General features: G+C 55.7%; 26 protein-coding genes. 15 read left to right on the forward strand and 11 right to left on the reverse strand.

Annotated features, from left to right (window positions below):
- Nucleotides 1–66 precede the first annotated feature (66 nt).
- Nucleotides 67–315: a sulfurtransferase TusA gene (gene tusA, locus V8L73_RS01655; RefSeq protein ID WP_027273546.1), complete on the forward strand. Its 249-nt coding sequence runs from the start codon at nucleotides 67–69 to the stop codon at nucleotides 313–315.
- Nucleotides 316–332: 17 nt separating this feature from the next.
- Here tusA and V8L73_RS01660 read toward each other — a convergent pair whose 3' ends face one another.
- Entirely contained in the window at nucleotides 333–959 is a 627-nt protein-coding gene (locus V8L73_RS01660) for a lysoplasmalogenase (RefSeq protein ID WP_027273545.1), read from the reverse strand.
- Between the two features lie 162 nt (nucleotides 960–1121).
- Here V8L73_RS01660 and V8L73_RS01665 point away from each other — a divergent pair, with 162 nt between their 5' ends.
- Nucleotides 1122–1442 carry a DUF1820 family protein gene (locus V8L73_RS01665; RefSeq protein WP_027273544.1) on the forward strand — a complete coding sequence of 107 codons (321 nt, stop codon included), beginning with the start codon at nucleotides 1122–1124 and terminating at the stop codon, nucleotides 1440–1442.
- Between the two features lie 14 nt (nucleotides 1443–1456).
- Here the strand turns inward: V8L73_RS01665 and V8L73_RS01670 are convergent, their stop codons facing one another.
- Together V8L73_RS01670 and rsmD are read right to left on the reverse strand one after the other, a co-directional pair.
- The gene (locus V8L73_RS01670) at nucleotides 1457–1726 is read right to left on the reverse strand and encodes a DUF1145 family protein (RefSeq protein WP_347254849.1); all 270 of its coding nucleotides are present in this window, start codon (nucleotides 1724–1726) and stop codon (nucleotides 1457–1459) included.
- 28 nt (nucleotides 1727–1754) lie between these two features.
- Complete coding sequence (gene rsmD, locus V8L73_RS01675; protein WP_261831739.1) at nucleotides 1755–2342, reverse strand: 16S rRNA (guanine(966)-N(2))-methyltransferase; 588 nt, start codon at nucleotides 2340–2342, stop codon at nucleotides 1755–1757.
- A gap of 254 nt (nucleotides 2343–2596) precedes the next feature.
- Here rsmD and ftsY point away from each other — a divergent pair, with 254 nt between their 5' ends.
- The 7 genes from ftsY to V8L73_RS01710 all read left to right on the forward strand — a co-directional run bounded on the left by ftsY (nucleotide 2597) and on the right by V8L73_RS01710 (nucleotide 9064).
- A complete protein-coding gene (ftsY, locus tag V8L73_RS01680; protein WP_347253979.1) occupies nucleotides 2597–4042 on the forward strand; it encodes a signal recognition particle-docking protein FtsY in 1446 nt (481 codons plus the stop codon).
- 6 nt (nucleotides 4043–4048) lie between these two features.
- Nucleotides 4049–4714 (forward strand): cell division ATP-binding protein FtsE, encoded by a 666-nt coding sequence (gene ftsE, locus V8L73_RS01685; protein ID WP_027273540.1) that lies wholly within the window; start codon nucleotides 4049–4051, stop codon nucleotides 4712–4714.
- Nucleotides 4707–5687 (forward strand): permease-like cell division protein FtsX, encoded by a 981-nt coding sequence (gene ftsX, locus V8L73_RS01690; RefSeq protein WP_027273539.1) that lies wholly within the window; start codon nucleotides 4707–4709, stop codon nucleotides 5685–5687. The genes ftsE and ftsX overlap by 8 nt, the downstream gene beginning before the upstream one ends.
- A gap of 228 nt (nucleotides 5688–5915) precedes the next feature.
- Nucleotides 5916–6773: an RNA polymerase sigma factor RpoH gene (gene rpoH / locus V8L73_RS01695; RefSeq protein WP_261831737.1), complete on the forward strand. Its 858-nt coding sequence runs from the start codon at nucleotides 5916–5918 to the stop codon at nucleotides 6771–6773.
- A gap of 131 nt (nucleotides 6774–6904) precedes the next feature.
- The gene (gene glpE, locus V8L73_RS01700; protein ID WP_347253980.1) at nucleotides 6905–7228 is read left to right on the forward strand and encodes a thiosulfate sulfurtransferase GlpE; all 324 of its coding nucleotides are present in this window, start codon (nucleotides 6905–6907) and stop codon (nucleotides 7226–7228) included.
- A gap of 142 nt (nucleotides 7229–7370) precedes the next feature.
- The gene (glpG, locus tag V8L73_RS01705; protein WP_027273536.1) at nucleotides 7371–8210 is read left to right on the forward strand and encodes a rhomboid family intramembrane serine protease GlpG; all 840 of its coding nucleotides are present in this window, start codon (nucleotides 7371–7373) and stop codon (nucleotides 8208–8210) included.
- A gap of 92 nt (nucleotides 8211–8302) precedes the next feature.
- Nucleotides 8303–9064, forward strand: a complete 762-nt coding sequence (locus V8L73_RS01710) for a DeoR/GlpR family transcriptional regulator (protein WP_027273535.1) — start codon at nucleotides 8303–8305, stop codon at nucleotides 9062–9064.
- An 82-nt stretch (nucleotides 9065–9146) separates the two neighbouring features.
- On the opposite strand, the gene V8L73_RS01715 is transcribed toward V8L73_RS01710, so the two are convergent.
- Nucleotides 9147–9713, reverse strand: a complete 567-nt coding sequence (locus V8L73_RS01715; RefSeq protein ID WP_051155575.1) for a glycine zipper 2TM domain-containing protein — start codon at nucleotides 9711–9713, stop codon at nucleotides 9147–9149.
- Nucleotides 9714–9930: 217 nt separating this feature from the next.
- Between V8L73_RS01715 and glpD the strand changes: the two genes are divergently transcribed.
- Nucleotides 9931–11436 (forward strand): glycerol-3-phosphate dehydrogenase, encoded by a 1506-nt coding sequence (glpD, locus tag V8L73_RS01720; protein ID WP_347253981.1) that lies wholly within the window; start codon nucleotides 9931–9933, stop codon nucleotides 11434–11436.
- Between the two features lie 245 nt (nucleotides 11437–11681).
- Nucleotides 11682–12212 (forward strand): MarR family winged helix-turn-helix transcriptional regulator, encoded by a 531-nt coding sequence (locus V8L73_RS01725; RefSeq protein WP_027273533.1) that lies wholly within the window; start codon nucleotides 11682–11684, stop codon nucleotides 12210–12212.
- A 64-nt stretch (nucleotides 12213–12276) separates the two neighbouring features.
- Here the strand turns inward: V8L73_RS01725 and V8L73_RS01730 are convergent, their stop codons facing one another.
- Nucleotides 12277–13200: a DMT family transporter gene (locus tag V8L73_RS01730; RefSeq protein WP_347253982.1), complete on the reverse strand. Its 924-nt coding sequence runs from the start codon at nucleotides 13198–13200 to the stop codon at nucleotides 12277–12279.
- A gap of 257 nt (nucleotides 13201–13457) precedes the next feature.
- On the opposite strand from V8L73_RS01730, the gene dcuC reads away from it, so the two are divergent.
- The 3 genes from dcuC (at nucleotide 13458) to V8L73_RS01745 (ending at nucleotide 17235) form a co-directional block, all read left to right on the forward strand.
- Nucleotides 13458–14798: a C4-dicarboxylate transporter DcuC gene (gene dcuC, locus V8L73_RS01735; RefSeq protein WP_347253983.1), complete on the forward strand. Its 1341-nt coding sequence runs from the start codon at nucleotides 13458–13460 to the stop codon at nucleotides 14796–14798.
- 28 nt (nucleotides 14799–14826) lie between these two features.
- On the forward strand, nucleotides 14827–16101 hold the full coding sequence (locus V8L73_RS01740; protein WP_347253984.1) for an amidohydrolase: 1275 nt from the start codon (nucleotides 14827–14829) through the stop codon (nucleotides 16099–16101).
- 81 nt (nucleotides 16102–16182) lie between these two features.
- Entirely contained in the window at nucleotides 16183–17235 is a 1053-nt protein-coding gene (locus V8L73_RS01745; protein ID WP_347253985.1) for an asparaginase, read from the forward strand.
- 319 nt (nucleotides 17236–17554) lie between these two features.
- On the opposite strand, the gene nfuA is transcribed toward V8L73_RS01745, so the two are convergent.
- Together nfuA and gntX are read right to left on the reverse strand one after the other, a co-directional pair.
- Nucleotides 17555–18133 carry a Fe-S biogenesis protein NfuA gene (gene nfuA / locus V8L73_RS01750; RefSeq protein ID WP_027273528.1) on the reverse strand — a complete coding sequence of 193 codons (579 nt, stop codon included), beginning with the start codon at nucleotides 18131–18133 and terminating at the stop codon, nucleotides 17555–17557.
- 42 nt (nucleotides 18134–18175) lie between these two features.
- Complete coding sequence (gntX, locus tag V8L73_RS01755) at nucleotides 18176–18874, reverse strand: DNA utilization protein GntX (protein WP_347253986.1); 699 nt, start codon at nucleotides 18872–18874, stop codon at nucleotides 18176–18178.
- Nucleotides 18875–18922: 48 nt separating this feature from the next.
- Between gntX and bioH the strand changes: the two genes are divergently transcribed.
- A complete protein-coding gene (bioH, locus tag V8L73_RS01760) occupies nucleotides 18923–19705 on the forward strand; it encodes a pimeloyl-ACP methyl ester esterase BioH (protein ID WP_347253987.1) in 783 nt (260 codons plus the stop codon).
- Here bioH and V8L73_RS01765 read toward each other — a convergent pair.
- The 4 genes from V8L73_RS01765 to V8L73_RS01780 form a co-directional block, all read right to left on the reverse strand.
- On the reverse strand, nucleotides 19702–19950 hold the full coding sequence (locus V8L73_RS01765; protein ID WP_027273525.1) for a FeoC-like transcriptional regulator: 249 nt from the start codon (nucleotides 19948–19950) through the stop codon (nucleotides 19702–19704). The genes bioH and V8L73_RS01765 overlap by 4 nt on opposite strands.
- Entirely contained in the window at nucleotides 19950–22265 is a 2316-nt protein-coding gene (gene feoB / locus V8L73_RS01770) for a Fe(2+) transporter permease subunit FeoB (protein WP_347253988.1), read from the reverse strand. Before feoB ends, V8L73_RS01765 begins: the two co-directional genes overlap by 1 nt.
- A 61-nt stretch (nucleotides 22266–22326) precedes the next feature.
- Nucleotides 22327–22554 carry a ferrous iron transporter A gene (gene feoA / locus V8L73_RS01775; RefSeq protein WP_027273523.1) on the reverse strand — a complete coding sequence of 76 codons (228 nt, stop codon included), beginning with the start codon at nucleotides 22552–22554 and terminating at the stop codon, nucleotides 22327–22329.
- 590 nt (nucleotides 22555–23144) lie between these two features.
- Nucleotides 23145–25466, reverse strand: coding sequence for a Tex family protein (locus V8L73_RS01780; protein WP_347253989.1), 2322 nt, complete (start codon nucleotides 25464–25466; stop codon nucleotides 23145–23147).
- Nucleotides 25467–25539 lie beyond the last annotated feature (73 nt).

The raw sequence follows: 25539 nt of genomic DNA on the forward strand, positions 1-25539 counted from the left end.
AACTAGGCGAACGTTTTTTTAGACCGCTCTTTTAGAACAAGGGCAGAAAACAGCAGCAGGTTTTTTATGACAGACGCGTTTGCCAATCCCGACTGTACCCTTGATGCGTTAGGGCTGCGTTGCCCTGAGCCGGTTATGATGGTGCGTAAAACCGTGCGCCACATGGCGAGCGGGCAGACGCTGCTTATCGTTGCGGACGACCCGGCGACGGTTCGCGATATCCCCGGCTTTTGCCGCTTTATGGACCATGAGCTTCTGGCTTCTGAAGTTGAAGCGACGCCCTATCGCTATCTTATTCGTAAGGGCGAGGCCTGATCTCTTCTATGCCAGCGTCAGATATGCAGCGATCTGACGATCGTAAAGTGGCCTAAAAAGTAGCACACCGCAATGGCCGCATTGGCGGCTTTAAACGGCACGTAGTATTTGTTCGTCAGCCATAAAAGGGCCGAGAGCAGAAGCAAAACGCTGCCGATAAGCTGGCTAAACGCCATATCGTCCGGCTTGGCCAAGTAGCCCCCCGCCGTTACCCAAACCATAATTAGCGTAATCGCCAGATAGGTAGCGACGGGCCAGCGCATCTCGGCTAATCGATTCCAAAGCAGCGCCAGCGCAGCCAGGCCGATGGCCAGCAGGACAACGATCGGCGGCCAGTAAAAGCTTAAGCTGAGCGACGAAGCGAAGCAGAGCGTGTAGGCCAGATGGGAGATAAACAGCGCGCCGACGGTGTAGAGCGTCCGCTCCTGAGAAAATGCCTGTATGACGTCCGCCGTCAGGCTGGCCAGTATCCCTACCAGAATAAGGTAGTTAAAGTTTGTCAGCTCGGGTGACTGCCATGCCCACAGCAGCATCAACAGCATCGTGACGGGTTTAAACGCCCAGCGCTGCCAGCGGGGGCCGCGATAGGCGGCGTCGACATAAATCCAACCGGAAAAAATAACGGCTAAAAGAGGCCAGCTCATAGTGTGAAATCCCTCTATTTAGAATGTTTCAAGTGTAGGCAGAACCCGTTGATTAAACAATCTTTAATCCCCATCTCCCTTAGTGCAGTCGCATTCCCTTGGTAGTTATGTTAATTTCTGGAAAGTCTGAATCCTTAAGCATTTGTGAGATAAAGCAACGTCATGAGTGAAGAAAGGCCGCTGTACCGCATTCAGTTTATAAATAACGGCAAAAACTATCAGCTATACGTGCGAGAGCTTACGCAAAGCTCACTGTTTGGCTTTATTGAAATCGGCGATTTCGTTTTTGACAGTGAAAACGCTTTACTGGTCGATCCCAGCGAAGAGCGGCTCAAGACGGAGTTTGCGGGCGTTACGCGCAGCTTTATTCCCATGCACTCCGTGATCCGTATCGATGCGGTGGTCAAACAGGGCAGCGCGCGCATTTCCGATTTAGGCGATAACGTTACGCCGTTTCCCTATTTCCCCGGTAGGAAAGGCTAAGGCATCTTCTGTCGTTAGCGGCGTTTTTGTTGATTTTGCTGCCAGGCCAGAAGTTCAAAAACGCCGAACAGCAGGATCCTGATTGACTGAACTCCGCTCATTTTTTCCCCGTCTTTGGGCAGCGTCGACTTGAGCAGCGCCAGCTGTAGCCCGTGCATAAACAGCGTAAAGCCCATGGCGACGTACAGGAAGTATTTCAGCGGGCTGGGGAACGGCTGAAACAGGTTGAGGAGTAAGAACCCCCAGACGCCAATCATCATCAGGCGGCCTACGTTGATCACCAGCTGTTTCATCTTCATGTTCTCCCTGCTTTTAGGTTGATAGTGGGCCGCGTTGATAGAGGCGATAAGCGACCTGGCCTGCAATCTTTTCCCGATGCAGGCGCCATTCGGGCGGCGTTTCTATGGCGGCGCTCTCTGACTCGGTTTCTACGTAAATCCAGGCCTCTTCGGCCAGCCAGCCGCGCTGTTCCAGTAAGGCCATCGTTTTGGGGAGCAGCCCCTGGCGAAAGGGCGGGTCAAGAAAGACGACGTCAAACGGCGTCGCGTCGCCTTCCAGCCAACTGAGAGCGTTGGTATGAATCACCTGACCGCAGTCTGTATCCAGCAGAGCCAGATTTTTTTGCAGCCCCTGAGCGATAGCGCGTTCGGCTTCCAGCATGATGACCTTCCCCGCATAGCGGGAAAGGGCCTCGAATCCAAGCGAGCCGCTGCCGGCGAAACAGTCCAGACAGCGGGCCTCCTGAATCACCGGCGCCAACCAGTTAAACAGCGTCTCTTTCACCCTGTCGGTCGTCGGCCGAAGGCCGGGGCTATCGGGAACGGGAAGCTTTCTTCCCCGCCATTTTCCGGCGATGATGCGAATTTGACCGGCCTTATTGGGTGAACTCTTTTTGCTCATATTTTGCTTATCGCGCGGTAACTTGCCTGAAAACGGTTAATGAAATTGAACCGCTATTATAGCGAGAGCGAGAGAATTTAAAAATGCGCGCTGGTTTGCCTGCACGAGCTCATTTTTTGCGTCCATTTTTCCCGCTTAACGGCATGATTTTGCCCCGTTGGATGTTAAAATAAAGCCGTTTATCGCGCCGGAGAATGATAGACTTGAGAAAAGGCGTAAAAAGTCACAGTTAGCGTGGAGGTTGTGGTTACAGCATGGCGAAAGATAAAAAGCGCGGTTTCTTTTCCTGGTTAGGGCTTGGCCGTCAGGACGAAGAGCGGGAAGAAGAAACGGAAAAGAATGAAGAAGCGTTGTCCGAGCGGGAAGACGAGACTTCTGTAGAAAGCGATGACGCTGAACGCGCGGTAACCGACACGCCTGCCGAAGCTGAGCCGGCCGCTGATTTTACTGATGAAGCTTCACAGGAAGTCGCTCTCGACGGCGCGAAGCCGCATGACGAAGCGGATGAGGTACTCTCGGCTGAAGCCGATGCCGAGCCGGTTTTTCCGGAAGAACCGGAAGAAATAGAAGGCGACGTCGAAAGTGAAGCTGAGCGGATTGAAGAGGCCGAGCTGGCTGCCGACGTTGAAATCGTTGGGCGGGAAGAGCAGGCAGAAGCGCTAAATGAGCCTTTTGACGAACAAGAACTCGACGCGGCCGAAGAGCTGGCGCTTGACGATCTGCAGCAGGAAGAAGGGGCTGAAGAACCAGCTCTGATGCAAGAGCAGGAAAGGCCGACAAAGGAAGGCTTTTTCGCCAGGCTTAAGCGAAGCCTGCTGAAAACCAAGCAGAATCTGGGCTCCGGCTTTATGGGGCTGTTTCGCGGCAAGCGTATTGACGACGAGCTGTTTGAAGAGCTGGAAGAGCAGCTGCTGATTGCCGACGTCGGCGTCAACACCACCAGCAAGATCATCGCATCGCTGACCGAACACGCCAGCCGCCGCGACTTAAAGGATGCCGAAGCGCTGTACGACCGCCTGAAAGAAGAGATGTCCCAAATTCTTCAGACCGTCGATAAGCCTCTGGACGTTAGCGGCCATAAGCCGTTTGTTATCCTGATGGTCGGCGTTAACGGCGTTGGAAAAACGACCACTATCGGCAAGCTGGCGCGCCAGTTCCAGGCGCAGGGCAAGTCGGTGATGCTGGCGGCGGGTGACACCTTCCGCGCGGCGGCGGTCGAGCAGCTGCAGGTCTGGGGGCAGCGCAATAATATCCCGGTCATCGCTCAGCATACCGGCGCCGACTCCGCGTCGGTTATTTTCGATGCAATAGAGGCGGCCAAAGCGCGCAACGTCGACGTACTGATCGCCGATACGGCGGGACGCTTACAGAATAAGTCTCACCTGATGGAAGAGCTGAAAAAGATCGTGCGGGTGATGAAGAAGTTAGACGAAGAAGCGCCCCACGAAATTATGCTGACCATCGATGCCAGCACCGGTCAAAATGCCATTAGCCAGACTAAACTGTTTAGTGAAGCCGTCGGCCTGACGGGCATTACGCTCACTAAGCTGGACGGTACGGCGAAGGGCGGCGTTATCTTCTCCGTTGCCGATCAGTTCGGCGTGCCGATCCGCTATATTGGCGTTGGCGAGGGCATCGATGACTTACGGCCTTTCCAGGCCAACGATTTTATTGAGGCGCTTTTCGCTCGAGAGGACTAAGCAACAATGATTCGTTTTGAGCAGGTCAGTAAAGCCTATTTGGGAGGACAGCAGGCGCTGCAGAGCGTCAGCTTCCACCTTCAGCAGGCCGAAATGGCGTTTTTGACCGGCCATTCCGGCGCGGGCAAGAGTACGCTTTTAAAGCTGATTTGCGGCATTGAAAGACCAAGCGCCGGGCATATCTGGTTTTCCGGCCACGACGTGAGCCGCCTAAAGCCGGCGGAAGTGCCCTTCCTGCGTCGCCAAATCGGCATGGTTTTTCAGGACCACAACCTGCTGGCCGATCGAACGGTGTACGACAACGTGTCTTTGCCGCTGATTATCTGCGGCGCTGCGCCGGAAGAGATCCGTCGCCGCACGTCGGCCGCGCTGGATAAGGTAGGACTGCTGGACAAGGCGAAGTGTCTCCCTATACAGCTTTCCGGCGGCGAACAGCAGCGGGTCGGTATTGCGCGCGCGGTGGTCAACAAGCCTGCGGTGCTGCTGGCGGATGAGCCTACCGGCAACCTGGACTATGAGCTGTCGGTCGGAATTTTGCGGCTGTTTGAAGAATTTAACCGGGTTGGCGTAACGGTGCTGATGGCGACGCACGACAGGGGGCTTATCGCCAGCCGTTCCTATCGAACGCTGACGCTTTCCCACGGGAGAATGGGAGGCGGCTCCGATGCGTAGTAATAAACCACAGGTGAAAAAGAGCTCTGCTCCCAAGCCAAAAGTCGTCAAGCGCGAGCGAGGCGGGTGGCGCGAGCAGTGGCGCTACGCCTGGCGCAATACCGTTATCGACATGCTGCGCCAGCCGGTGGCGACGCTGATGACGGTGGCGGTTATCGCTATTTCGCTCACGCTGCCGAGCCTCTGCTATCTGGTGTGGAAAAACGTCGGAACCGCTGCGGCCAAGTGGTATCCCACTCCACAGGTTACCGTTTATTTGGAAAAGAGCGTCGGTGACGAAGCGGCCAACGCGTTGGTTGAGCAGATCAAAGCGATGGAGAGCGTAAAAAGCGTCGACTATATGTCGCGCGATAGCGCCCTGAAGGAGTTTCGCGAGTGGTCTGGGTTCGCCTCCGCGCTGGATATGCTTAGCGAAAATCCTCTGCCGGCCCTCATTGTCATAACGCCCAAAGTCGATTCCCTGAACGCGGCGGCGCTCGGCGGCCTGCGGGATACGGTTGCTAAAATGCCCGGCGTCAATGAAGTGAAAACCGACGACAGCTGGTTTTCTCGCCTGTCTGCCCTGACGAAGCTGGTTGGCTCCGTTTCCGTCACGATCGGCGTGCTGATGATAGTGGCGGTGTTTCTCGTTATCGGCAACAGCGTGCGGCTTAATATATTCAGCCGCCGGGATACGATTAGCGTCATGAAGCTTATTGGCGCGACGGACGGATTCATCCTGCGCCCGTTCCTCAACGGCGGCATGCTGCTGGGGCTGTTTGGCGCGGTGCTGTCTTTAATCATGTCGCAGGCGCTGGTGTGGATGCTGGACTCTTCCGTCACGCAGGCGGCCAGCGTGTTTGGCGCACTGTTTTCTATCGACGGTTTAAGCTGGGACGAAAGCCTACTTTTGCTGCTGGTTTCATCAATGATCGGCTGGGGAGCCGCTTGGCTTGCGACGGTGAGACATTTACGCCAGTTTACACCGGGGTAGGTTATTTCTGGTATACTAAAAAATGTGCCTGAAGCCACGGGGTCGTTTAGCTCCAGGGCTTGAAATGAAGGCGCACATTTGCTGATATAACGGTCCGGTTTCTCTAAAGGCGAATGAACTTTTAGGCGAAATTTTGGTCTACATATCGGATGTAGCGGTGAGTAAGGCGGTCCCGCTGCGATGAGATGAAAATCCGTCATGCATGAATTCTTATTTAAGAGGGTTTGAATGACTAAAGAAATGCAAACTTTGGCCCTGGTTCCACAAGGTAGCCTGGAGGCCTATATTCGGGCAGCCAACAGCTATCCGATGCTTACGGCAGATGAGGAACGCGAGCTGGCTGAACGGCTGCATTATCACGGCGATTTGGCGGCAGCGAAGAAGCTTATCCTGTCCCATCTGCGCTTCGTTGTTCACGTCGCTCGTAACTATTCAGGCTACGGCCTGCCTCAGGCCGACCTGATTCAGGAAGGCAACATCGGCCTGATGAAGGCGGTGCGCCGCTTTAATCCGGAAGTGGGCGTAAGGCTGGTTTCCTTCGCCGTGCACTGGATCAAGGCTGAGATCCACGAATACGTTTTACGCAACTGGCGCATTGTTAAAATCGCGACCACCAAGGCGCAGCGCAAGCTGTTCTTTAACCTGCGTAAGTCCAAACAGCGCCTCGGCTGGTTTAACCAGGAAGAGGTTGAGCTGGTGGCCCGCGAGCTGGGCGTTTCAAGCAAAGACGTGCTTGAGATGGAATCTCGCATGGCCGCTCAGGACATGGCCTTTGACGCCTCTCCCGACGACGATAGCGAAAGCAACATCGTCGCGCCGGCAATGTATCTGGAGGATAAGTCCTCTGACTTCGCCGAAAGCATTGAAGACGAAAACTGGGACAGCGACGCGGCCGATAAGCTGACGCAGGCGCTGAACGGCTTAGACGAGCGCAGTCAGCACATTATCCGCGCCCGCTGGCTGAACAGCGACGACTCAAAGGCCACGCTGCAGGAGCTGGCCGACCGCTACGGCGTCTCCGCCGAACGCGTGCGCCAGTTGGAAAAGAACGCGATGAAGAAGCTTCGCGTCGCCATTGAGGCGTAACCTAAACTCTGCTGAAACAGCGCCGTTTATCGGCGCTTTTTTTATTCTCTTTTTGAAAGGGCTATCGAACCATAGCAACCGAGTAAAAAGCCGCTATAATAGTTGAGTCTTTTACTATGGTATGGCGAGTTATGGAACCTTTTTCTATTATCAGCGTCTCAGACGCCCTTGAACGCCTACAGCAGGGTGATGCTCTGCTGGTGGATATTCGTGACGCTCAAAGCTTTAGCGCCGGCCACGCCCCCGGCGCTTTTCACCTGACGGACGCCAGCCTGAACGGCTTTATGCAAAGCGCCGACTTCGACAGGCCGGTCATGGTCATGTGCTATCACGGCATCAGCAGCCAGGGCGCGGCGCAATACTTGGCGCATCAAGGGTTTGAACGGGTGTATAGCGTTGAGGGCGGATTTGAGTCATGGGCGCGCAGCTTTCCTGAAAACGTAGTTTCATCCTGACGGCGCGTTTACTTTCCTACACATTCTTATCCTGATAATCCCTCATCGCGGCGGCGCTATTGTGATAAATTAACCTTTTTAGAGGTGAGGGCTCTCGCTCGGCGAGGCCCTGACGACCTGCAACCGTGTAGAGTGAGTCTGGATGATTCTACTGACCGTTTTTTCTAACGCCCGTGCGGCGCAGGCCTTTGCCGACTATATGGCGACGCAGAACGTCGAAATGGAAGTTCGCCAGCAGCCGCAGCGCGCTGAGCTGTGGTTGCTCAACGATAGCGACGAATCAAAGGCGCGCCGGGCGCTTGAACACTTTATTCACTATCCCGACGATCCGCGCTATATGGCTGCCAGCTGGGAGTCAGGAACGACCAACGCCGATATTCACTATCAGCGTACGCCGATGCTTCCTTCCCTACGTCAGCAGGCCGGGCCGCTGACGGTTTCGGTGATCGCTATTTGTGCGGTAGTTTATCTTCTGATGCAGCTGTTCGGCGACGATACGCTGATGGCGTTTTTGGCCTATCCCGTGGATAGCAGCCAGTATCTTGAGGTATGGCGCTGGGTGACCCATGCGTTTTTACACTTTTCTCTGCTGCACATTCTTTTTAACCTCGTCTGGTGGTGGTATCTCGGCGGCCCGCTGGAAAAGCGCCTGGGGACGGGGAAGCTGTTGGAAATCACGCTGCTGTCGGCTGTGCTGTCCGGCTATGGGCAGGCGGTGTTTAGCGGCAACCTGTTCGGCGGCCTGTCGGGCGTGGTCTATGCGCTGATGGGATACTGTTGGCTGTCGGGGGAGCGGGCTCCGGAAAGGGGCGTCTCTATGCAGCGCTCCCTGATGGCGTTCGCGGTAGTCTGGTTACTGGCGGGATATTTTGATATGTTCGGATTTTCCATTGCCAATGCGGCCCACGTCGGCGGCCTGGCCGTGGGTCTGGCGCTGGCCTGGTGGGATACGCGGCCGTCTAAAAGGCGCCAGGGGCGCTAGGCGCGTTAATGGGCATGTGTATAATGGGCGCAGTACGGTTAGCCACAATAATAACAAGGGCGCATCAGGATTAGCGTATTTAGGATCTCAAAGTGAAACAAACACAGCGACATGAGTCCATTATTGATTTAGTTCGTAAGCACGGTTACGTCAGTACCGAAGAGCTGGTGGAGCACTTCGGCGTGAGTCCGCAGACCATTCGTCGCGACTTGAACGAGCTGGCAGAGCAGCATAAGATTCAGCGCCATCACGGCGGCGCGGCGCTGCCTTCAAGCTCAGCCGTTAACGCAGCCTATCACGATCGTAAGGTGATGTGGTTTGAAGAAAAGGCCCGCATCGCCGAGCGCGTCGCCAGCCACATTCCCGACGGCGCGACGCTGTTTATCGATATCGGCACTACGCCGGAAGCGGTGGCCCATGCCCTGCTGAATCACAAAAACCTGCGCGTAGTGACCAATAACCTGAACGTTGCCACCCTGCTGACGGGGAAGCCCGATTTTCGCCTGATTTTAGCCGGCGGTGAAGTGCGATCGCGCGACGGCGGCATTATTGGCGAAGCGACGCTGGACTTTATTTCCCAGTTCCGACTGGACTACGGCATTCTTGGGATAAGCGGCATTGACGCCGACGGCAGCCTGTTGGAGTTTGATTATCATGAAGTGCGCACCAAGCGCGCCATTATTGAAAATTCCCGCTGTGTGATGCTGGTGACCGACCACTCCAAGTTTGGCCGGAACGCCATGGTTAACCTGGGCAATATGGGCCTGATTGACTATCTGTTTACCGACCAGGAGCCGCCCGATAGCGTGATGAACATCGTGCGGCAGTATGACGTAAAGCTCGAGCTTTGCTGATTTGCTCGCATATATAAAGAAGCAGGCGAGTTCTTCGCCTGCTTTCGAAATTCCCTTTTGTAGGTCAACCCGGTAAAGCCCGCTATGATGAAGCGGCGCTTGCCTGCTTAGGCGCTGGAAGCAGCAGTTGTCCTTTGTCGTCCAGCGGGATTTGGCTGCCGGGCTGCTGGTCCATTCGAACTTTTCCCTGCTGGTCGCCTATTTTATAGGTCACGTCGTAGCCTATCGTTTTTTCAACCTTGTCGTGCTCGGTCTTACAGCGTTTTTCCGTCGTGGTGTAGGTATCGCCATCCTGCAATGCCCCCTGAACCTGATGGCCGGTATAGCCTCCGGCAGCCGCGCCCGCAATGGTGGCAAGCTGCTTTCCGTGGCCGCCGCCGAACTGGTGGCCTATGACGCCGCCAGCGACAGCGCCCAGCAGAGAGCCAGCAATTTTATGCTCGTCACGCACCGGCTTTTTATGGGTGACCGTGACGTCGTGGCACGTTTGCTTTGGCGTGGTGACGGTTTCTTTTACCGGCGTAACGGAAAGCACCTGTGCGTAAGTGGGGCGCGTTTGAAATAGCCCCGGGCCGTTTGACGCAACGGCGGCGATCCCCAGCGCAAGGACAACGCCCGCGCCAAGGCCAATTAGCATGGATTTGTTCACTTACCCCTCCAAACTCGCTCAGTAAGTCGTTTATTAATTGTATAACATGTCCCTAACAAATTCCGGTAACCATGAATTTATTGTGGATATCGTGTTAGTTAGATCACGTTTAAATGTTTTTATTTGGTTAATTTTCTGGCCGTTTGAACATTATTTCGCTAATATGATTTTCGAATACGAACATTTTGCGCTCTTTCGAGCATAATGGGTGGTTGAAATGGACATAAAAGATCTCATCGTTATCGGCGGCGGAATCAATGGTGCTGGCATTGCGGCTGACGCTGCCGGTCGTGGGCTTTCCGTTTTGCTACTGGAAGCTCAGGATCTGGCCTGCGCTACGTCTTCAGCAAGTTCGAAGCTTATTCACGGCGGGCTTCGTTATTTAGAACATTACGAGTTTCGCTTAGTCAGCGAAGCGCTGGCTGAACGCGAAGTTTTACTGCGGCTTGCGCCCCATATCGCTACGCCGCTGCGCTTTCGTTTACCGCATCAGCCTCACCTGCGCCCTGCGTGGATGATTCGCGCCGGCCTGTTTTTGTACGATCACCTGGGTAAGCGCACCAGCCTGCCCGCCAGCCACGGCCTGAAGTTTGGCCCGCAGTCGGTACTAAAGCCAAGTTTGACGCGCGGCTTTGAATACTCTGACTGCTGGGTCGATGACGCCCGTCTGGTGGTATTAAACGCGCTGGAAGTGGTTGAGCGCGGAGGAGAGGTTCGCACCCGCACGCGAGTAACCCGCGCCTGGCGCGAAGAAGGAATTTGGGTCGTTGAAGCGCATGATGAAGCGACGGGCGAAACGCTGACATGGAAAGCCAAAGGGCTGGTGAACGCCACCGGGCCGTGGGTTAAACAGTTTTATGACCAAGGGCTACAGCTCAAGTCGCCGCGCGGCATTCGCCTGATTAAGGGCAGCCACATCGTGGTGCCGAAAGTGCACGATGAGCCGCAGGCCTATATCCTGCAAAACGAAGACAACCGAATTGTGTTCGTCATCCCGTGGCTGGGGGAATTCTCCATTATTGGCACGACCGACGTCGAATATCACGGCGATCCGCGCAGCGTACACATAGATGATAATGAAGTGGGCTATCTGCTGAAGGTTTATAACGACCACTTCAAAAAGCAGCTTACCCGCGATGACATCGCCTGGACCTATTCCGGCGTTCGCCCGCTGTGTGACGATGAATCCGATTCCCCGCAGGCGGTGACCCGCGACTATACGCTGGAAGTCGCAGACGAAGGCGGCAAAGCGCCGCTGCTGTCGGTATTCGGCGGTAAGCTGACGACCTACCGCAAGCTGGCTGAACACGCGCTGGAAAAATTGGCCCACTACTATCCGGGCGTCGGCGGAGCCTGGACAAAGAACGGCGTACTGCCGGGCGGCGATATGGGAACCGATCGCGATAGCTATGCGAAGACGCTTTTGCGCAACCATTCGTGGCTGACCGAAGAGCTGGCTAGACGCTATGCCCATACCTATGGCTCATTGACCGAAGTGCTGCTTGATAATCGCCACAGCCTTGAGGACATGGGCGAAGCGTTCGGGCACGGCCTGTATGAAGCGGAGCTGGTATATCTGGTTAAGCATGAGTGGGTCAAAGAGCTCGACGACGCCGTTTGGCGCCGCACCAAGCTCGGCATGTGGCTGAGTGAAGAGGAGAAGCGTCGCGTGGCCGAGTGGCTGGCGGCGACGGCTAACCGCGGTTCGGCGTTTGCTGAATAGTTGTCTGGTCGACGGTGAAACGTGAAAAGGGGCGAAAGCCCCTTTTTTATGGCGCTTTTCTGCCAGTAGAGCCTCTCCACTCGACATAAACCGCATTGCTTATTGTAAAACGAGATGAAATGTAAGCGAAAACGCGGAGGCTAGAGAGCGTGGATCGTTAATCAGTTCATGATAGACTGGGATGCAGCCTAAGGCGCTAGGCGAATTTTAACTTAAAAACAGGCTTACAAGCCGGGTTTGCGGTGATGACAGAAATAAAACAAGACTCAAATAAAGACTTTGTTGATAAGCTCATTCAGGAGTGGCTGGACGCCGTTCCTTCGCTGGATTTAAGCGGCCTGCCGGTAATTGCGCGGATTGTGCGCATGAGCCACTATATTTCTCAGTTTGTCGACGCAAACTTCGCGCGCTATAACCTCAACGTCGGTGAGTTTGAAGTGCTGGCCGCGCTGGCCCGAAACCCCGACCGCCAGCTGTCGCCAAAAGAGCTGCAAAAGAAAATTCTTATTTCATCGGGCGGGCTGTCTAACCGCATCAATCGCCTTGAGGAAAAGAAATACATCGTCCGGATCCCCGATCCATCAGACCGGCGAGGCGTGATCGTCAAGATCACCCCCGAGGGCAGGAAGCTGACCCTTGAGGCGGTGGTGACCCACGTGGCTATCGAGAAGGCGCTTATTCAGGGGCTTGATGTCGAAGACAGAGAGCAGCTGGCCGAGCTGTTAAAGAAGCTCATCAAGTCGCAAAAAAGCGAACTTAACGAAAAGAGCGAATAGCTCCGTACCCTCATCATGAAAAAGGCTCACAAACGCGAGCCTTTCATTTTATTAAACCCCTACACTACGCCTTCTGCTGGCTTTCCGAGCGTAAAACCAACCACAGCCCGACCAGTATTAGGCATAGCCCGACCGTCGCCAGCAGGTTAACCGCCTCGTGCGCGACGGCGATAGCCAGAATAAACGCAACGATAGGCTCAATAAGGCCCAGCGCGACGCCGGTTGGGGCGCTGATGTGCCTTAAGGCCTGCGTATAGAGCAGATAGGCAACCCCCGTGGTCAACAGCCCCAGATAGAGTATAACGGCTACGCTCATCGGGCTTATCGTCGGCGTACCCGCCAGCGCCCAGGCAATCGGCGTTGCAATAAAAATGGCGGTGGTGAACGTATGCTTTGTGATAGTGAGCGGTGACGAAGTGCTTACTAGCCTTTTGCTGACCAGCGTATAAAGCGCATAACAGAATCCGGCGCTCAGGCAAATAAGCAGCCCCGTAACGTTTATCTGCCAGGAGTCGCTTTGTGAAAGCACCATCCAGGTTCCGCCCGCCGTGGCGCAAAGCGTACCGAGCCACCAAATTCCAGGCAGGGGCTTTTTCATCCCGATGGCCTGCATGAGCCCGGCCCAAATCGGCGCGCTGCCGATGGTGGTCGCCGTACCTATGGCGATACCCGTTGCCTTTATGCCGGCAAAAAACGCCAGGTTATAAAGCCCCATACACACCCCGGCAATAGCGATAAGCAGCCAGTATTCTTTTCTACCGAGCGTATGGGGCAAATGAATGGCATGGCCGTCTTGGGCTTTTCCGCCGACGGACGCACGATAGAAAAAAAGCAGGTGAAAGAACAAACAGGCTACCATCAGCCTGAATGCCCCTATCCAGTAGGGGGAGGTCGCTCCACGCACGAAGCTTTGCGCCGTCCCCGCCGTTCCCCATAAGAAGGCCGCAGACAGGGCCAACGCGATACCAATAATAGATATTTTTTTCATAATTAATGGTTTTCAATTAGTCGTTTATATCAAAATGAAAGTATCTTCATGCTAAGATACTTCATATAAAGATTCAAGGCGGGTTTTTATCTGAAGAAGATGTCAAGCCAAAACTGATACTGAGGTCAAGATTTTTAACTTTGTCTATTGCGTGAGCAACGCTGATTGCTGATACTTCGATTTATCTTCATTTGAAGATATTTAACAAGAAGAATTAACGTGAGGCGGCTATGACTGTAATCATAATCAGTGTAATAGTGCTTGTATTAGCAGGCTATGCAATAGCGAAGAATTACGAAGCGAAGCTTGTCTTGTTTGTTGCCGGTATCGCGCTGATGGTCGGTGCGGCGACTCTGGGGATGCCCGTTTTAGACGTGAAGCAAAGTACGGGAAACGTTTGGCTCGATCCGTTAAAACAGATTCAGTTAGGGTTTATTAAACAGTTTGGCGGAGCCGGCATCATCATCATGGTTCTCTTCGGCTTCTCTTCCTATATGTCGCGCATCGGCGCAAACGACGCGGCGGTTCACCTGGTGTCGAAACCGATTTCGAAAATCCGATCGCCGTACATACTGGTGCCTATCGTATTCTGGCTCGGTAACCTGCTGTCTCTGGTTATCCCGAGCGCGTCTTCTCTGGCGGTTATTTTAATGGCGACGCTGTATCCGATACTGCGGGCGGCAAAGATGTCGTCAATGACGGCCGCCGGAATCATCGCCACGACGGCGACCATTATGCCGACGCCGCTGGGCGGCGATAACGTGGTGGCGGCAAGGCTGCTGGGCTTTGAGCACGTCGTTGACTATGTCACCGTGCACCATGCGGTTATTTCGCTGCCGGTTTTGGTCCTGATGGGAATTGCGCACTATTTCTGGCAGAAATATATGGACAGACGCCAGGGCGAGGCGGCATTCACCGACGTGGATGAGAGCAAGCTTGAAAGCGCGAAGGCGCTTCCACCCGCTTACTATGCGCTGTTCCCGCTGGTTCCCCTTATTCTTATCATCGTGCTGGGGCTGTTTTTCCGCCAGATTAAGGTTGGCCTGGTAGAGATAACGCTCTTTTCCTTTGCGCTGGCGTTCGTGACCGAGCTTATCCGCAAGCGCGATGTTAAAGAGCAGATGACGCAGGCGGGCCTGTTCTTCAAAGGCATGGGAGAAGGATTCTCACAGGTGGTGGTGCTTATCGTTGCGGCCGGAACGCTGGTTGCCGGCCTGAATGCGATTGGCATTATCGACATGATTTCCGGCGTAGTGAAAAACGTCGATAACGCCGGCGTTGGCCTGATGTTTATATTCTCCGGCCTTACTGCACTGATTACGTTTATCAGCGGCAGCGGCAACGCGGTGTTCTATTCCTTTATCGAAATCATTCCGTCGATTGCCAATCAGGCCCACGTCGATCCGATAATGGTTGCGCTGCCGATGCAGTTCACATCTAATCTGGTTCGCGCCATATCTCCGGTTTCCGCCGTCGTCATCATCGTTGCCTCGGTCGTTAAGGCAAGCCCTATCGACGTCGTGAAAAGAACCGCAGTGCCTTTGGCCGTAGGAACGATAGCTACGTTAATCGCCGCTTTCATTCGCTACGCGCTCTAGTTGGATTACGCAAAATAGGAAAGTAAAGATGACAACGATAGACAACGATACGTTAGTTAAATGGCGGCGTGAGTTTCATCGCTATCCTGAAACGGGCTGGGCTGAATTTGTCACCACCGCCAGGCTTATCGAAAAACTTGAAGCTATGGGGCATACCGTTTTAACCGGTGAAAGTATTATTAATCCCGCCTTCGTTCGCGGGCGTAGCCCGGCCATTGTAGAAAAGGCGAAGCGGGCGGCAAAAGAGCGCGGGATTGATGATGCGCTGCTGGCGCGCATCGGCGACTATACCGGATGCGCCGTGGTGTTTGACACCGGGCGTCCTGGCCCGACCGTTGCGTTTCGCTTTGATATTGACTGCGTTAACGTGCAGGAAACCGATCGAAACGAACACGCGCCGAATCGGGAGGGCTTTGGCTCAACCAACCCCGGCTATATGCACGCCTGCGGCCATGACGGCCACACGGCGATAGGGCTGGGCGTAGCCCGCTGGCTTGTTGAGAACAGGGACATGCCGTTAAAGGGCGTTATCAAACTTATTTTTCAACCGGCGGAGGAGGGCGTCAGGGGCGCGAGGCCTATCGCCGAGAGCGGTATTCTTGACGACGTCGACTACTTTGCCTGCGGCCATCTCGGCTGTGATATTCCCAGCGGCGTGGTTGTCGCTGCGCCGGAGCGCTATCTCTCCACGCTGAAGATGGATATGCGCTTTAAGGGCAAGGCCGCCCACGCCGGCATGGAGCCGCACGCGGGGAAAAACGCGCTGTTGGCGGCCTGTAACGCAACGGTGCAGATTATGAGCCTGCCGACCCACGGCGAAGGCATGACCCGCGTCAACGTCGGCGTGCTGAAAGCAGGCGAAGGGCGCAACGTCATACCGTCGTTTGCCGAAATGCAGGTCGAAGTGCGCGGAGAAAATGAAAAGATTAATAACTACATGACCGAAGAGGCCCTAAGGCGTGCAAAGGGTGTTGCACAAAGCTTTGACGTCGAGTTGGAAACGGAAGTTATGGGGGAAGCGGTGGATTTCATCCCCGATGACGAGATGACCGCGTACGTGACCGACGTTGCGCAAACCGTTCCCGGCGTGAAGGAAGTCCAGCGCACGATGAACTTCAACGGCAGCGAGGACGCAACGCTGTTGATTAAGCGCGTGCAGGCCCACGGCGGCAAGGCGGCCTATTTTGTCGTCGGTTCAGATATTCCAGCCGGGCACCATCAGGCCGAGTTTGATATTGATGAAAAACAGCTGTTTACCGGATTCTCCATTTTTACCGGCCTGCTTAAGCGCCTGTCGGCGTGAGAAATGGCAATAGTCGCGGCAAAGCGCCTGCGCTGGCCGCATAGAAAATGGTTTTTCTAACCTATTACGAGGGGTGTGATTATGAAAAAAGCGCTATTGAGCGCGCTGCTGTCCGGCGCGCTGGTTTGTGCCGCTGCGCCCGCGCTGGCGGCGGCCGATGTGGCCAAGCCGAACGTTACCATTTTAGCCACCGGCGGCACGATTGCCGGAAGCTCTGCATCTAACACCGATACCACCGACTATAAGGCGGGGTCGCTGGGCATTGACGTATTGATAAAAGCGGTGCCGGAAATGAGCGACGTCGCAACGGTGAAAGGCGAACAGATTTCCAACACCATCAGCGGAAATATCAGCAGCGAAATATTGTTAACGTTAAGCAAGCGGATAAACGGGCTCCTTGGTAGCGAAGGGCAGCAGGGCGTGGTGGTTACTCACGGTACGGATACCCTTGAGGAAACGGCCTTTTTCCTTGATTTAACGGTAAAAAGCGATAAGCCGGTAGTGCTGGTCGGCGCCATGCGCCCTGCCACGGCCATTAGCGCCGACGGCCCGATGAACCTGCTGGAGGCCGTGACGTTAGCCGCGGATAAAAAGGCGCAGAAGCGCGGCGTGATGGTGGTGCTTAACGATCGCATAGGCTCGGCGTTTTATACCACCAAGACGAACTCAACCACGATAGATACCTTTAAGGCCTATGAGCCGGGCTATCTGGGCGTCTTTGTCAGCGGCAAGCCGAAGTTCTATTACACCCCGGCAAAACCCGTCGACAGCGCCTTCTTTGACGTCAGCAAGCTCGACAGCCTGCCTGCCGTTGAGATCCTATACTCCTATCAGGATCAGCTGCCGGCCATGCTTGACGCCGCCTTAAAGAACGGCGCTAAGGGCATTGTCGTTGCGGGCAGCGGCAACGGCAACGTTTCCAGCAAAATGGAGGAGGCGATTAAACAGCTGAGCGAAAAAGGCATTCCCGTCGTGATGGCGACGAGAGCCGGATCGGGCTACGTAAGCTCAAAGTCGTTCGCTATCGGTTCAGGCTTTTTGAATCCGCAAAAATCGCGCATTTTACTCCAGCTTGCGCTGGCGAGCGGCGCGGATTTGAAGCAGATTGCGGGATATTTTGATAGTCAGCGCTGATTGGGAATGAATAAATAACAAAGGGAGCCTAGGCTCCTTTTGAGAGTATTGACAAAAGGTCTTAAATAAAACTGCGGAGTCAAACGGTGGGAGAGGCCTCCGTTGGGGTCGACTTGGCGTAAGCCAACGAAGCGCCCGTAGGAGGGCTAGGCCCGCCGCACTCCCAAAGCTAATACAAGCGTCTTTCCGGCCGAACACGATGGTTATATAGGTAGATTGCATTTTCGGCCGGAATATCCTCTGAAGCTAATTAGGATAGTTTGCCAACAGGCTGAAAAAGGGAGCCAAGGCTCCCTTTGTTCATTTCACACTGATCGTGTTAGCGGTAATAGGAGTGCTCGCCGCTTTGGTGTTCGGTCAGGTCCTTCACGCCCTTAAGCTCGGGGAAGCGCGTGAGCAGCTCTTTCTCGATGCCTTCTTTCAGGGTGTAATCAACCATGGAGCAACCGTTACAGCCGCCGCCGAACTGCAGAATGGCGTAGCCGTCGTCGGTGATTTCCATCAGCGACACGCGACCGCCGTGGCCCGCCAGCTGAGGGTTGATTTGAGACTGTAGAATGTACTCTACGCGCTCAATCAGCGGCGCGTCGTCGTCTACTTTACGCATTTTAGCGTTGGGCGCTTTCAGCGTAAGCTGGGAGCCCAGCTGGTCGGTCACGAAGTCGATCAGCGCGTCTTCCAAGAACGGTGCGCTGATTTCGTCTACGTAAGCAGAGAAGCCGCTAAACTTAAGCTCGGTGTCGTTCGCCTCTACGGCGTCCGGCGGGCAGTAGGAAACGCCGCACTCGGCGGTTGGCGTACCGGGATTAATTACAAACACGCGGATCTGCGTGCCTTCTTCCTGACTGGAAAGCAGCTTTTGGAAATGCGATTGGGCGGATTCGGTAATAGTAATCATGACATGCTCAGTAGTTGACCTTTCTTGTCGGATATAATACGCCTATTTGCTTTCACTCTTCAAGGTGCGGCACAAACACCAAACCTGCACCGATGCTGCCCCATGGTGTAACAAAAGCTGTCCAATTTCTTCGACCGTGCTGCCCGTCGTGACGACGTCGTCAAAGACGACGACGTGAAGCCCCCTGACGTCGGCCCGGCAGGCGAATGCGCCGAGCAGGTTATCTTTTCGCCGCTGAGCTTCCAGCGACTGCTGGGGCTGGGTGGCCCTGAGCCGAACCAGCGCCGAGGCGTACGTTCGGCATCCCGCCCACTTTGAGAGCAGGCGGACGACGCGCTCCGACTGGTTAAAGCCCCGCCGCCAGTGGCGCCGCCGATGTAGAGGTACGGGAAGCAGCAGGTCGGGGCGCATTAGCCCACGCCGCCTGCGGGCTTCCAGCCAGGCTAACAGCATCAGACGGGCGAGCGTTGGCGCATATTTGTCTTCGCGCTGAAACTTGAGGCGGGCGATTAGCCACTTTAGCGGGTAAACGTAGTCGCTGACGGCAATCAGCTGCGACCAGGCGGGAGGACGCGCCCGACATTCCGGGCAGGGCGCCTTTTCACTGCGCGCCGGTAGCCCGCAGCGCGGGCAGCAGGATGGAAGCTTGGGTATCAACGTCAGGCAAACGGAACAAACGCCGTGTCGGGCGATGCGTAACGGTTGCAGGCAAAGCCAACACAGGCTATCAATAGTCAGCATTATTTCTCCTTGGCCCAAAGGGGCGAACGACGGTCAGGATATTAACTTATGGCAACGCTGTTTAAGCGGACGATCGGAGAAGGGCGGCGCGATCTTGTGCTGCTGCACGGATGGGGGCTGAATGCCGAGGTTTGGCATTGCATTACGGGGCGGCTTGCGCCGCATTTTCGCTTACACCTTATCGACTTGCCCGGCTACGGCCGCAGCCGGGAGTTCGGCGTTTTAACGCTTGGGGAGATGGCGAAAGTCGTTACGGACAACGTTCCTTCCGGCGCCGTATGGTTAGGCTGGTCGATGGGCGGGCTGGTGGCGAGTCAAGCGGCGCTGGATTACCCGGAGAGGATAGAGGCATTGATTACGGTTGCGTCCTCCCCCTGCTTTGTTGAAAAGCCGCAGGAAGGCTGGCCCGGTATTAGAAGCGCGGTTTTACGCGGGTTTGAACGCCAGCTCAGCGCGGACTTCGAGCTTACCGTCCACCGCTTTTTAGAACTTCAGGCGCTCGGCGCACCCGACGCCCAGGCCGACGTGCGCCTTCTGAAGCAGGCCGTTTCCGGCAGCCCGATGCCGGACGTCGCAGTGCTGAATGGCGGTTTGACCCTGCTGGCTGAAAACGATCTGCGCGCGGCCCTCAAAACGCTGCCGATGCCAGGCTTGCGGATCTACGGCTCGCAGGACGGCCTGGTGCCAAGGCGCGTCATCCCTCTGGTTGACGCGCTCTGGCCCGGTTCCGCGTCGCGGACGATAGCCCACGCCGCCCATGCGCCGTTTATGTCGCATCCGGAGGCGTTTTGTCGCGAAGTCAGGGAGTTTGTTGAAGGTGCGGCAGGTTAGGCAGAGATGTGCTTCTTGATTCTGTAAGCCTCGGTCACGCAAGCCTTCCCCTCCGGGCAGTTCTTACAGGCGCCGATGGCGCAGTGCTCGTCCACTTCAACGCGTTCAATTTGCCCCATGCTTTCGAGCTGCTTTAGCATCGCCTGCATCAGAGCCGGCGGTTGGTTAAACTGCCGGCTGAGCTGGTTGAGTTCGGCGATGCCGAGCAGGGCGACGGCATCCCGAATGGCGATAAGGCTTGCCATTAGTGGCAGTGCCCCGTTTTGTTGTCGCAGCAGGACTGAGGCGTTTTGGTCGGAACGCGCATCATCGCCCGATCCCGCATGCGGTAGAGCGCGTATATCACCAGGGCGTTAAACGCGACGATAAGCGCAATGGCGACCGTACTCTGAGTAGGGTGCGCGCTGAAGTTGGCCAACTGGTAGAAGCCGGTCGCCAAGCTGTAGGCGACGTCCAGACCCCAGAGGATGGAGAACAGCATCCAGCTTTTGCTGCTTTCCCTCGCGATAGCACCCATCACGGAGACGCAGGGAATATAGAGCAGAACAAAAATCAGGTAGCTGTAGGCGGCGGAAACGCTGCCGAATTTGCTGCTCATTACGCCCATTGACGTGCCGGCCATTTCACCGTCGCCCTTGCTGGCCTCGATGGGGTTGCTCAGCGCGCTCAGGGAGAAGGTGTCTTTCAGGCTGTCCCAGGTTTCGGTGACGGCGCCTTCCAGCTCGGTGAGCAGGTTGAAGTTTTCATAGTCAAACGGCTCGCTGGTGATTTGCTCGGCGGTATACAGCGTGTTGAGCGTGCCGACTACCACCTCTTTGGCCATCGCGCCGGTAATCAGACCGACCGTCGCCTGCCAGTTGTCTTCGGTGACGCCCATCGGCTTAAGCAGCGGCGTTATTACGCGGCTGGTGGCGGCCAGGGCCGAATCGTTAATGTTATTTACCGGCTTGCCGGAGAAGGAGAAGCTGTTGAGGCCGCCTATCAGCACGCTGGCGATGACGATCACCGTCCCTGCGCGCAGCACGAATCCTTTCAGGCGCTGCCAGGTTTGCAGCAGCAGGCTTTTGACGTGGGGAACGTGATAGACCGGCAGCTCCATAATGAACGGCGTCGCTTCGCCGCGCATGATGGTGTACTTGAGCATTAGCCCGGTCAGGATGGCGACCACGATGCCCAGAATATAGAGCGAGAACACTACCAGCGCGCCGTCTTTACCAAAGAACGCGGCGGAGAAAACGGCGAAGATGGCCAGCCGCGCGCCGCAGGACATAAACGGCGCCATCAGGATGGTCATGATCCGCTCGCGCGGCGCGTCCAGCGTGCGGGTGCCCATTACCGAAGGCACGTTGCAGCCGAAGCCGACGATAAGCGGAACGAACGACTTGCCGGGCAGCCCCAGCGCGTACATCAGCTTGTCCATGACGAACGCCGCACGGGCCATGTAGCCGGAGTCCTCCAGAAAGGCCAGGAACAGGTACATCAGGCCAATCTGAGGAACCAGCGGCAGCACGGTGTTGATGCCGCCGCCGATGCCCTGAGCGAGAAATATCGTCAGCCAATCGGGGAAGCTTAGCGTATGGCCGACCCACTGAATGCCGGAAATAAAGATGGCCGAAGAGCCGACGTCGAACAGCGGCTGCAGCGCGCCGCCGATGTTAATCGCCAGCACGAACATCAGGTACATCACAAACAGAAAGATGGGCAGCCCCAGCCAGCGGTTGATGACGATTTTATCCAACTGCTGCGTCAGCCTGCTCGGCGTGGCCTGGCTGAGGTTGTGGACGTCGTGGCAAACGGAAGCGATGACCTGATAGCGCGTATCGGCAATGATGAGCCCGGGGTCTTCCTGATAGTGGCGCTGTAGAATTTCCCGCGCTTCCGGCAGTAAGGATTCGGCCTGCCCTGCCAGCGTGCGGCTATAAATATCGCCTTCAAGCATCTGTAGCGCCAGCCAGCGTTTTTCCTGTGCGGAAAGCGTTTCCGGCATTTTTTCCGCCAGGCGTACCGCTTGGGCTTCGATCTCTTCCGGGTAGGTTGTCAGCGATGCGTGAAGGTTAGGCCTGCGGTTATCAATCGCCGCCTTCAGCTCTTTTAAGCCGCGTCCGCGCGTGGAAACCAGAGGGATAACCGGGCAGCCGAGCTTATTGGACAGCGCATCGATATCGATGTCGATGCGCTGGTGGCGGGCGATGTCGAGCATGTTCAGTGCGACGATGCAGGGAATGCCCAGCTCCAGAATCTGCAGCGTTAAATAGAGGCTGCGTTCCAGATTGGATGCGTCGACCACGTTCAGGATCAGGTCCGCTTCGCCGCTTAAAATATAGTGGCAGGCGATTTGCTCATCGAGAGAAGCCTGAGCGGAAATCGTCGTCAATGAATAGGTACCGGGCAGATCGACCAGCGTGGCCTGATGCGCTTCGGTTTTGAAATGGCCTTCCTTACGCTCAACGGTGACCCCGGCCCAGTTTCCTACGCGCTGGCGCGAGCCGGTCAGCTGATTGAACAGCGTGGTTTTACCTGAGTTTGGGTTACCGATTAACCCGATAGTAAGTTGTTTCATGTGTTAACCAACGGCGAAAAGTCAATGAATTAGCGAAGCTGCGGGCGGGAGCGTCAGCGCTTCAGTCGGCCGGGCTGAGCCTGATTAAATCCAAATCCTTTCTGCGAAGCATTAGGCAAACGCGCGGCGTTTCTATTTGAATGGGGTCGCCCAGCGGAGCAATTCGGATCACTTTAAACACGGAGCCGGGGAGCATGCCCAGAGAGAGCAGCTTTTGGCGATACGCAGGATTGATGCTCGGCGTAAAGCCAACGATTTTGTAGGAGTGCTGAGGCTGTAGCGGTGTCATAGCGTATTTTTAACCTAAACTCACGATTGACGACAATACTCGACTTCACAGAATAAAGTGTGGCAATAAGCGGTAATTTCCCGCCGCTTTTATTAGTCAACGGGCAATTTATACGCGGTTTGTACTCACCGCGTTAATGTTAGTAATAATGATTATCGTACACAATGCCACACTGGCCGCTAAGCGTAAATAATTATTACGCCGTTTGTCTATCGCCGTCACGGAAGTAAATTAAATTGTTATTTTTATGTGAAAATTACGAGTAACTCGCACTGCGGCCTGGCTCTGACGGTTGATTAACGCTGGGTGAGGGGCGTCGGTGCCGCCGTAAAGTGAGGCTTTCGTAACTCGACGAAATAACGGCGTTTTATTCTTGGCAATGTGAGCCGGCGAAAAAGAGAAAACAATAAAAAGAATATTTATCGTCCTTTACTATTCGTTTTTATAAAAAGCGGCGAAGGCGGAATGTTAAATAAAATGTGTTGTTATTCGGCCGGTGATTAAAAGGAAAATGTAACCGTCATCAAACAATTTTAATGTCGCTCCCTTGCCCGCTATGCATAGCGGGCAAGGGCGTCGAACTTAAAAAGCTAACGCTTCATTTTGCCAAACGCCGCGGCGAGCGCGTCGCCCATAGCGCTGTTGTTGGAACCGGGCGCAGGCTTGCCGCGTTGGCCTGAAGACGGACGCTGTGATTTTTCTCTCTCCGGCGAGGACGACCGGCGGCTATTGCCTTCTCCTGGCTGTTCGTCCAGCCGCATCGACAGCGCGATGCGCTTGCGGGCCAGATCGACTTCCATCACCTTGACCTTGACGATATCGCCGGTTTTCACCACCTTGTGCGGATCTTCAACAAACTTGTCCGCCAGAGACGATATGTGAACCAGGCCGTCCTGATGGACGCCGATGTCGACAAACGCGCCAAAGTTGGTGACGTTGGTGACGGTGCCTTCCAGAATCATGCCGATCTTCAGGTCGTCCAGCGTCTCTACGCCGTCGGCGAAGCTGGCGGTTTTAAATTCAGGGCGCGGATCGCGGCCCGGCTTTTCCAGCTCTTTGAGGATGTCGTTAACGGTCGGCAGACCGACGCGCTCGTCGATAAAGTCGCGGGCGTTGATGCCGCGCAGCGACTCTGGGTTGCCCATCAGGTCGTGCAGCGTTTTACGGGTAGCGGCCAGAATTCGCTCGACGACCGGGTAGCTTTCCGGGTGAACGGTGGAGGCGTCCAGCGGGTTGTCGCCGTGGTTGATGCGCAAAAAGCCAGCGCACTGTTCGAAGGCCTTCGGCCCCAGGCGGCTGACCTTTAGCAGCTGTTCGCGATTGCTGAACTTGCCGTTGGCGTCTCGCCAGTCGACGATGTTCTGCGCGATAGCGCGGCTTAAGCCCGCCACGCGGGTTAACAGCGGTACCGAGGCGGTATTGAGATCGACGCCGACGGCGTTAACGCAGTCCTCGACGACCGCATCCAGCTTGCGCGCCAGCAGCGTTTGGCTTACGTCGTGCTGGTATTGGCCTACGCCGATGGATTTGGGGTCGATCTTCACCAGTTCGGCAAGCGGATCCTGCAGGCGACGGGCGATAGACACCGCGCCGCGCAGGGATACGTCCAGATTCGGGAATTCGGCGGCGGCCAGCTCAGAGGCGGAATACACCGACGCGCCCGCTTCGCTGACGATCACCTTTTGTCCTTTGACGTCGGGGAACTGGCGCTGTACGTCCAGATAGAAGCGTTCGGTTTCTCTGGAGGCGGTGCCGTTGCCGATAGCGACCAGCTCAACGCCGTGCTTAATGCAAAGCGCGGCCACTACGGCGGCGGCTTTGGCTGCCTGCCCGGTGTGGGGGTAGATGGTGTCGGTGGCGACCAGCTTGCCGGTCGTGTCGACGACGGCCACCTTAACGCCGGTGCGAAGGCCCGGGTCCAACCCCATGGTAGCGCGAAGCCCTGCGGGCGCCGCCATCAGCAGATCGTGGACGTTGCGGGCAAAAACGTTAATCGCTTCTTCCTCCGCTTTTTCGCGCAGCGCGCCCATCAGCTCGGTTTCCATGTGCATCAGCACTTTTATGCGCCACGTCCAGTTGACGACCGCCTTGCGCCAGCCATCGGCCGGCGCGCCGTTAAGGCGAAGGTTCAGGTGATCGGCAATGATCTGCTCACAGCGGCTTTCACGCGGCGGCTCGTCGTGATGCGGGTCGGCGTTGAGCGTCAGGTTTAGAATGCCCTCATTGCGGCCGCGGAACATCGCCAGCGCACGGTGGGACGGCGTCGTGGAGATGGGTTCCTGATGGGCGAAGTAGTCGCGGAACTTGGCGCCTTCTTCCTCTTTTCCCTCAATAACGCGAGATGTCAGGTAGGCGTTTCGCGACAGGTAGTCGCGCACTTTCGCCAGCAGAGCGGCGTCTTCCGAAAACCGTTCCATCAGGATATAGCGCGCGCCGTCGAGCGCCGCTTTGGTGTCGGCCACGCCTTTTTCTTCACTAACGTAAGCAGCGGCGGTCTGTTCCGGATCCTGCTGCGGGTCTTGCCACAGTCCGTCGGCCAGCGGCTCAAGGCCGGCTTCGATGGCGATTTGCCCACGGGTTCTCCGCTTGGGCTTGTAGGGCAGGTAGAGGTCTTCCAGCTCGGTTTTATTGAGTGTCTCGTTAATCGCTTTGCTCAGTTCTGGCGTTAGCTTACCCTGTTCTTCAATAGAGTTAAGTATCGTTTGGCGGCGGGACTCAAGCTCGCGCAGATAGGTAAGCCGGGTTTCCAACTGGCGAAGCTGGGTGTCATCCAGCCCCCCGGTGACCTCTTTACGATAGCGGGCGATAAAGGGAACGGTGTTGCCTTCGTCCAAAAGATTAACGGTGGATAAAACCTGTTCGGGCCTGACCTGAAGCTCAGCGGCAATCGTGTGACTTAATCGATTATTCATAAAGCTTGTACGCTGTTGTGTGAAAAATGAGTCCGTTATACGGATTACCTGATAAAAATTCCAGCTAAACCGG

The organism is Leminorella grimontii, from assembly GCF_039789245.1.
Classification (GTDB): Bacteria; Pseudomonadota; Gammaproteobacteria; order Enterobacterales; family Enterobacteriaceae; genus Leminorella; species Leminorella grimontii.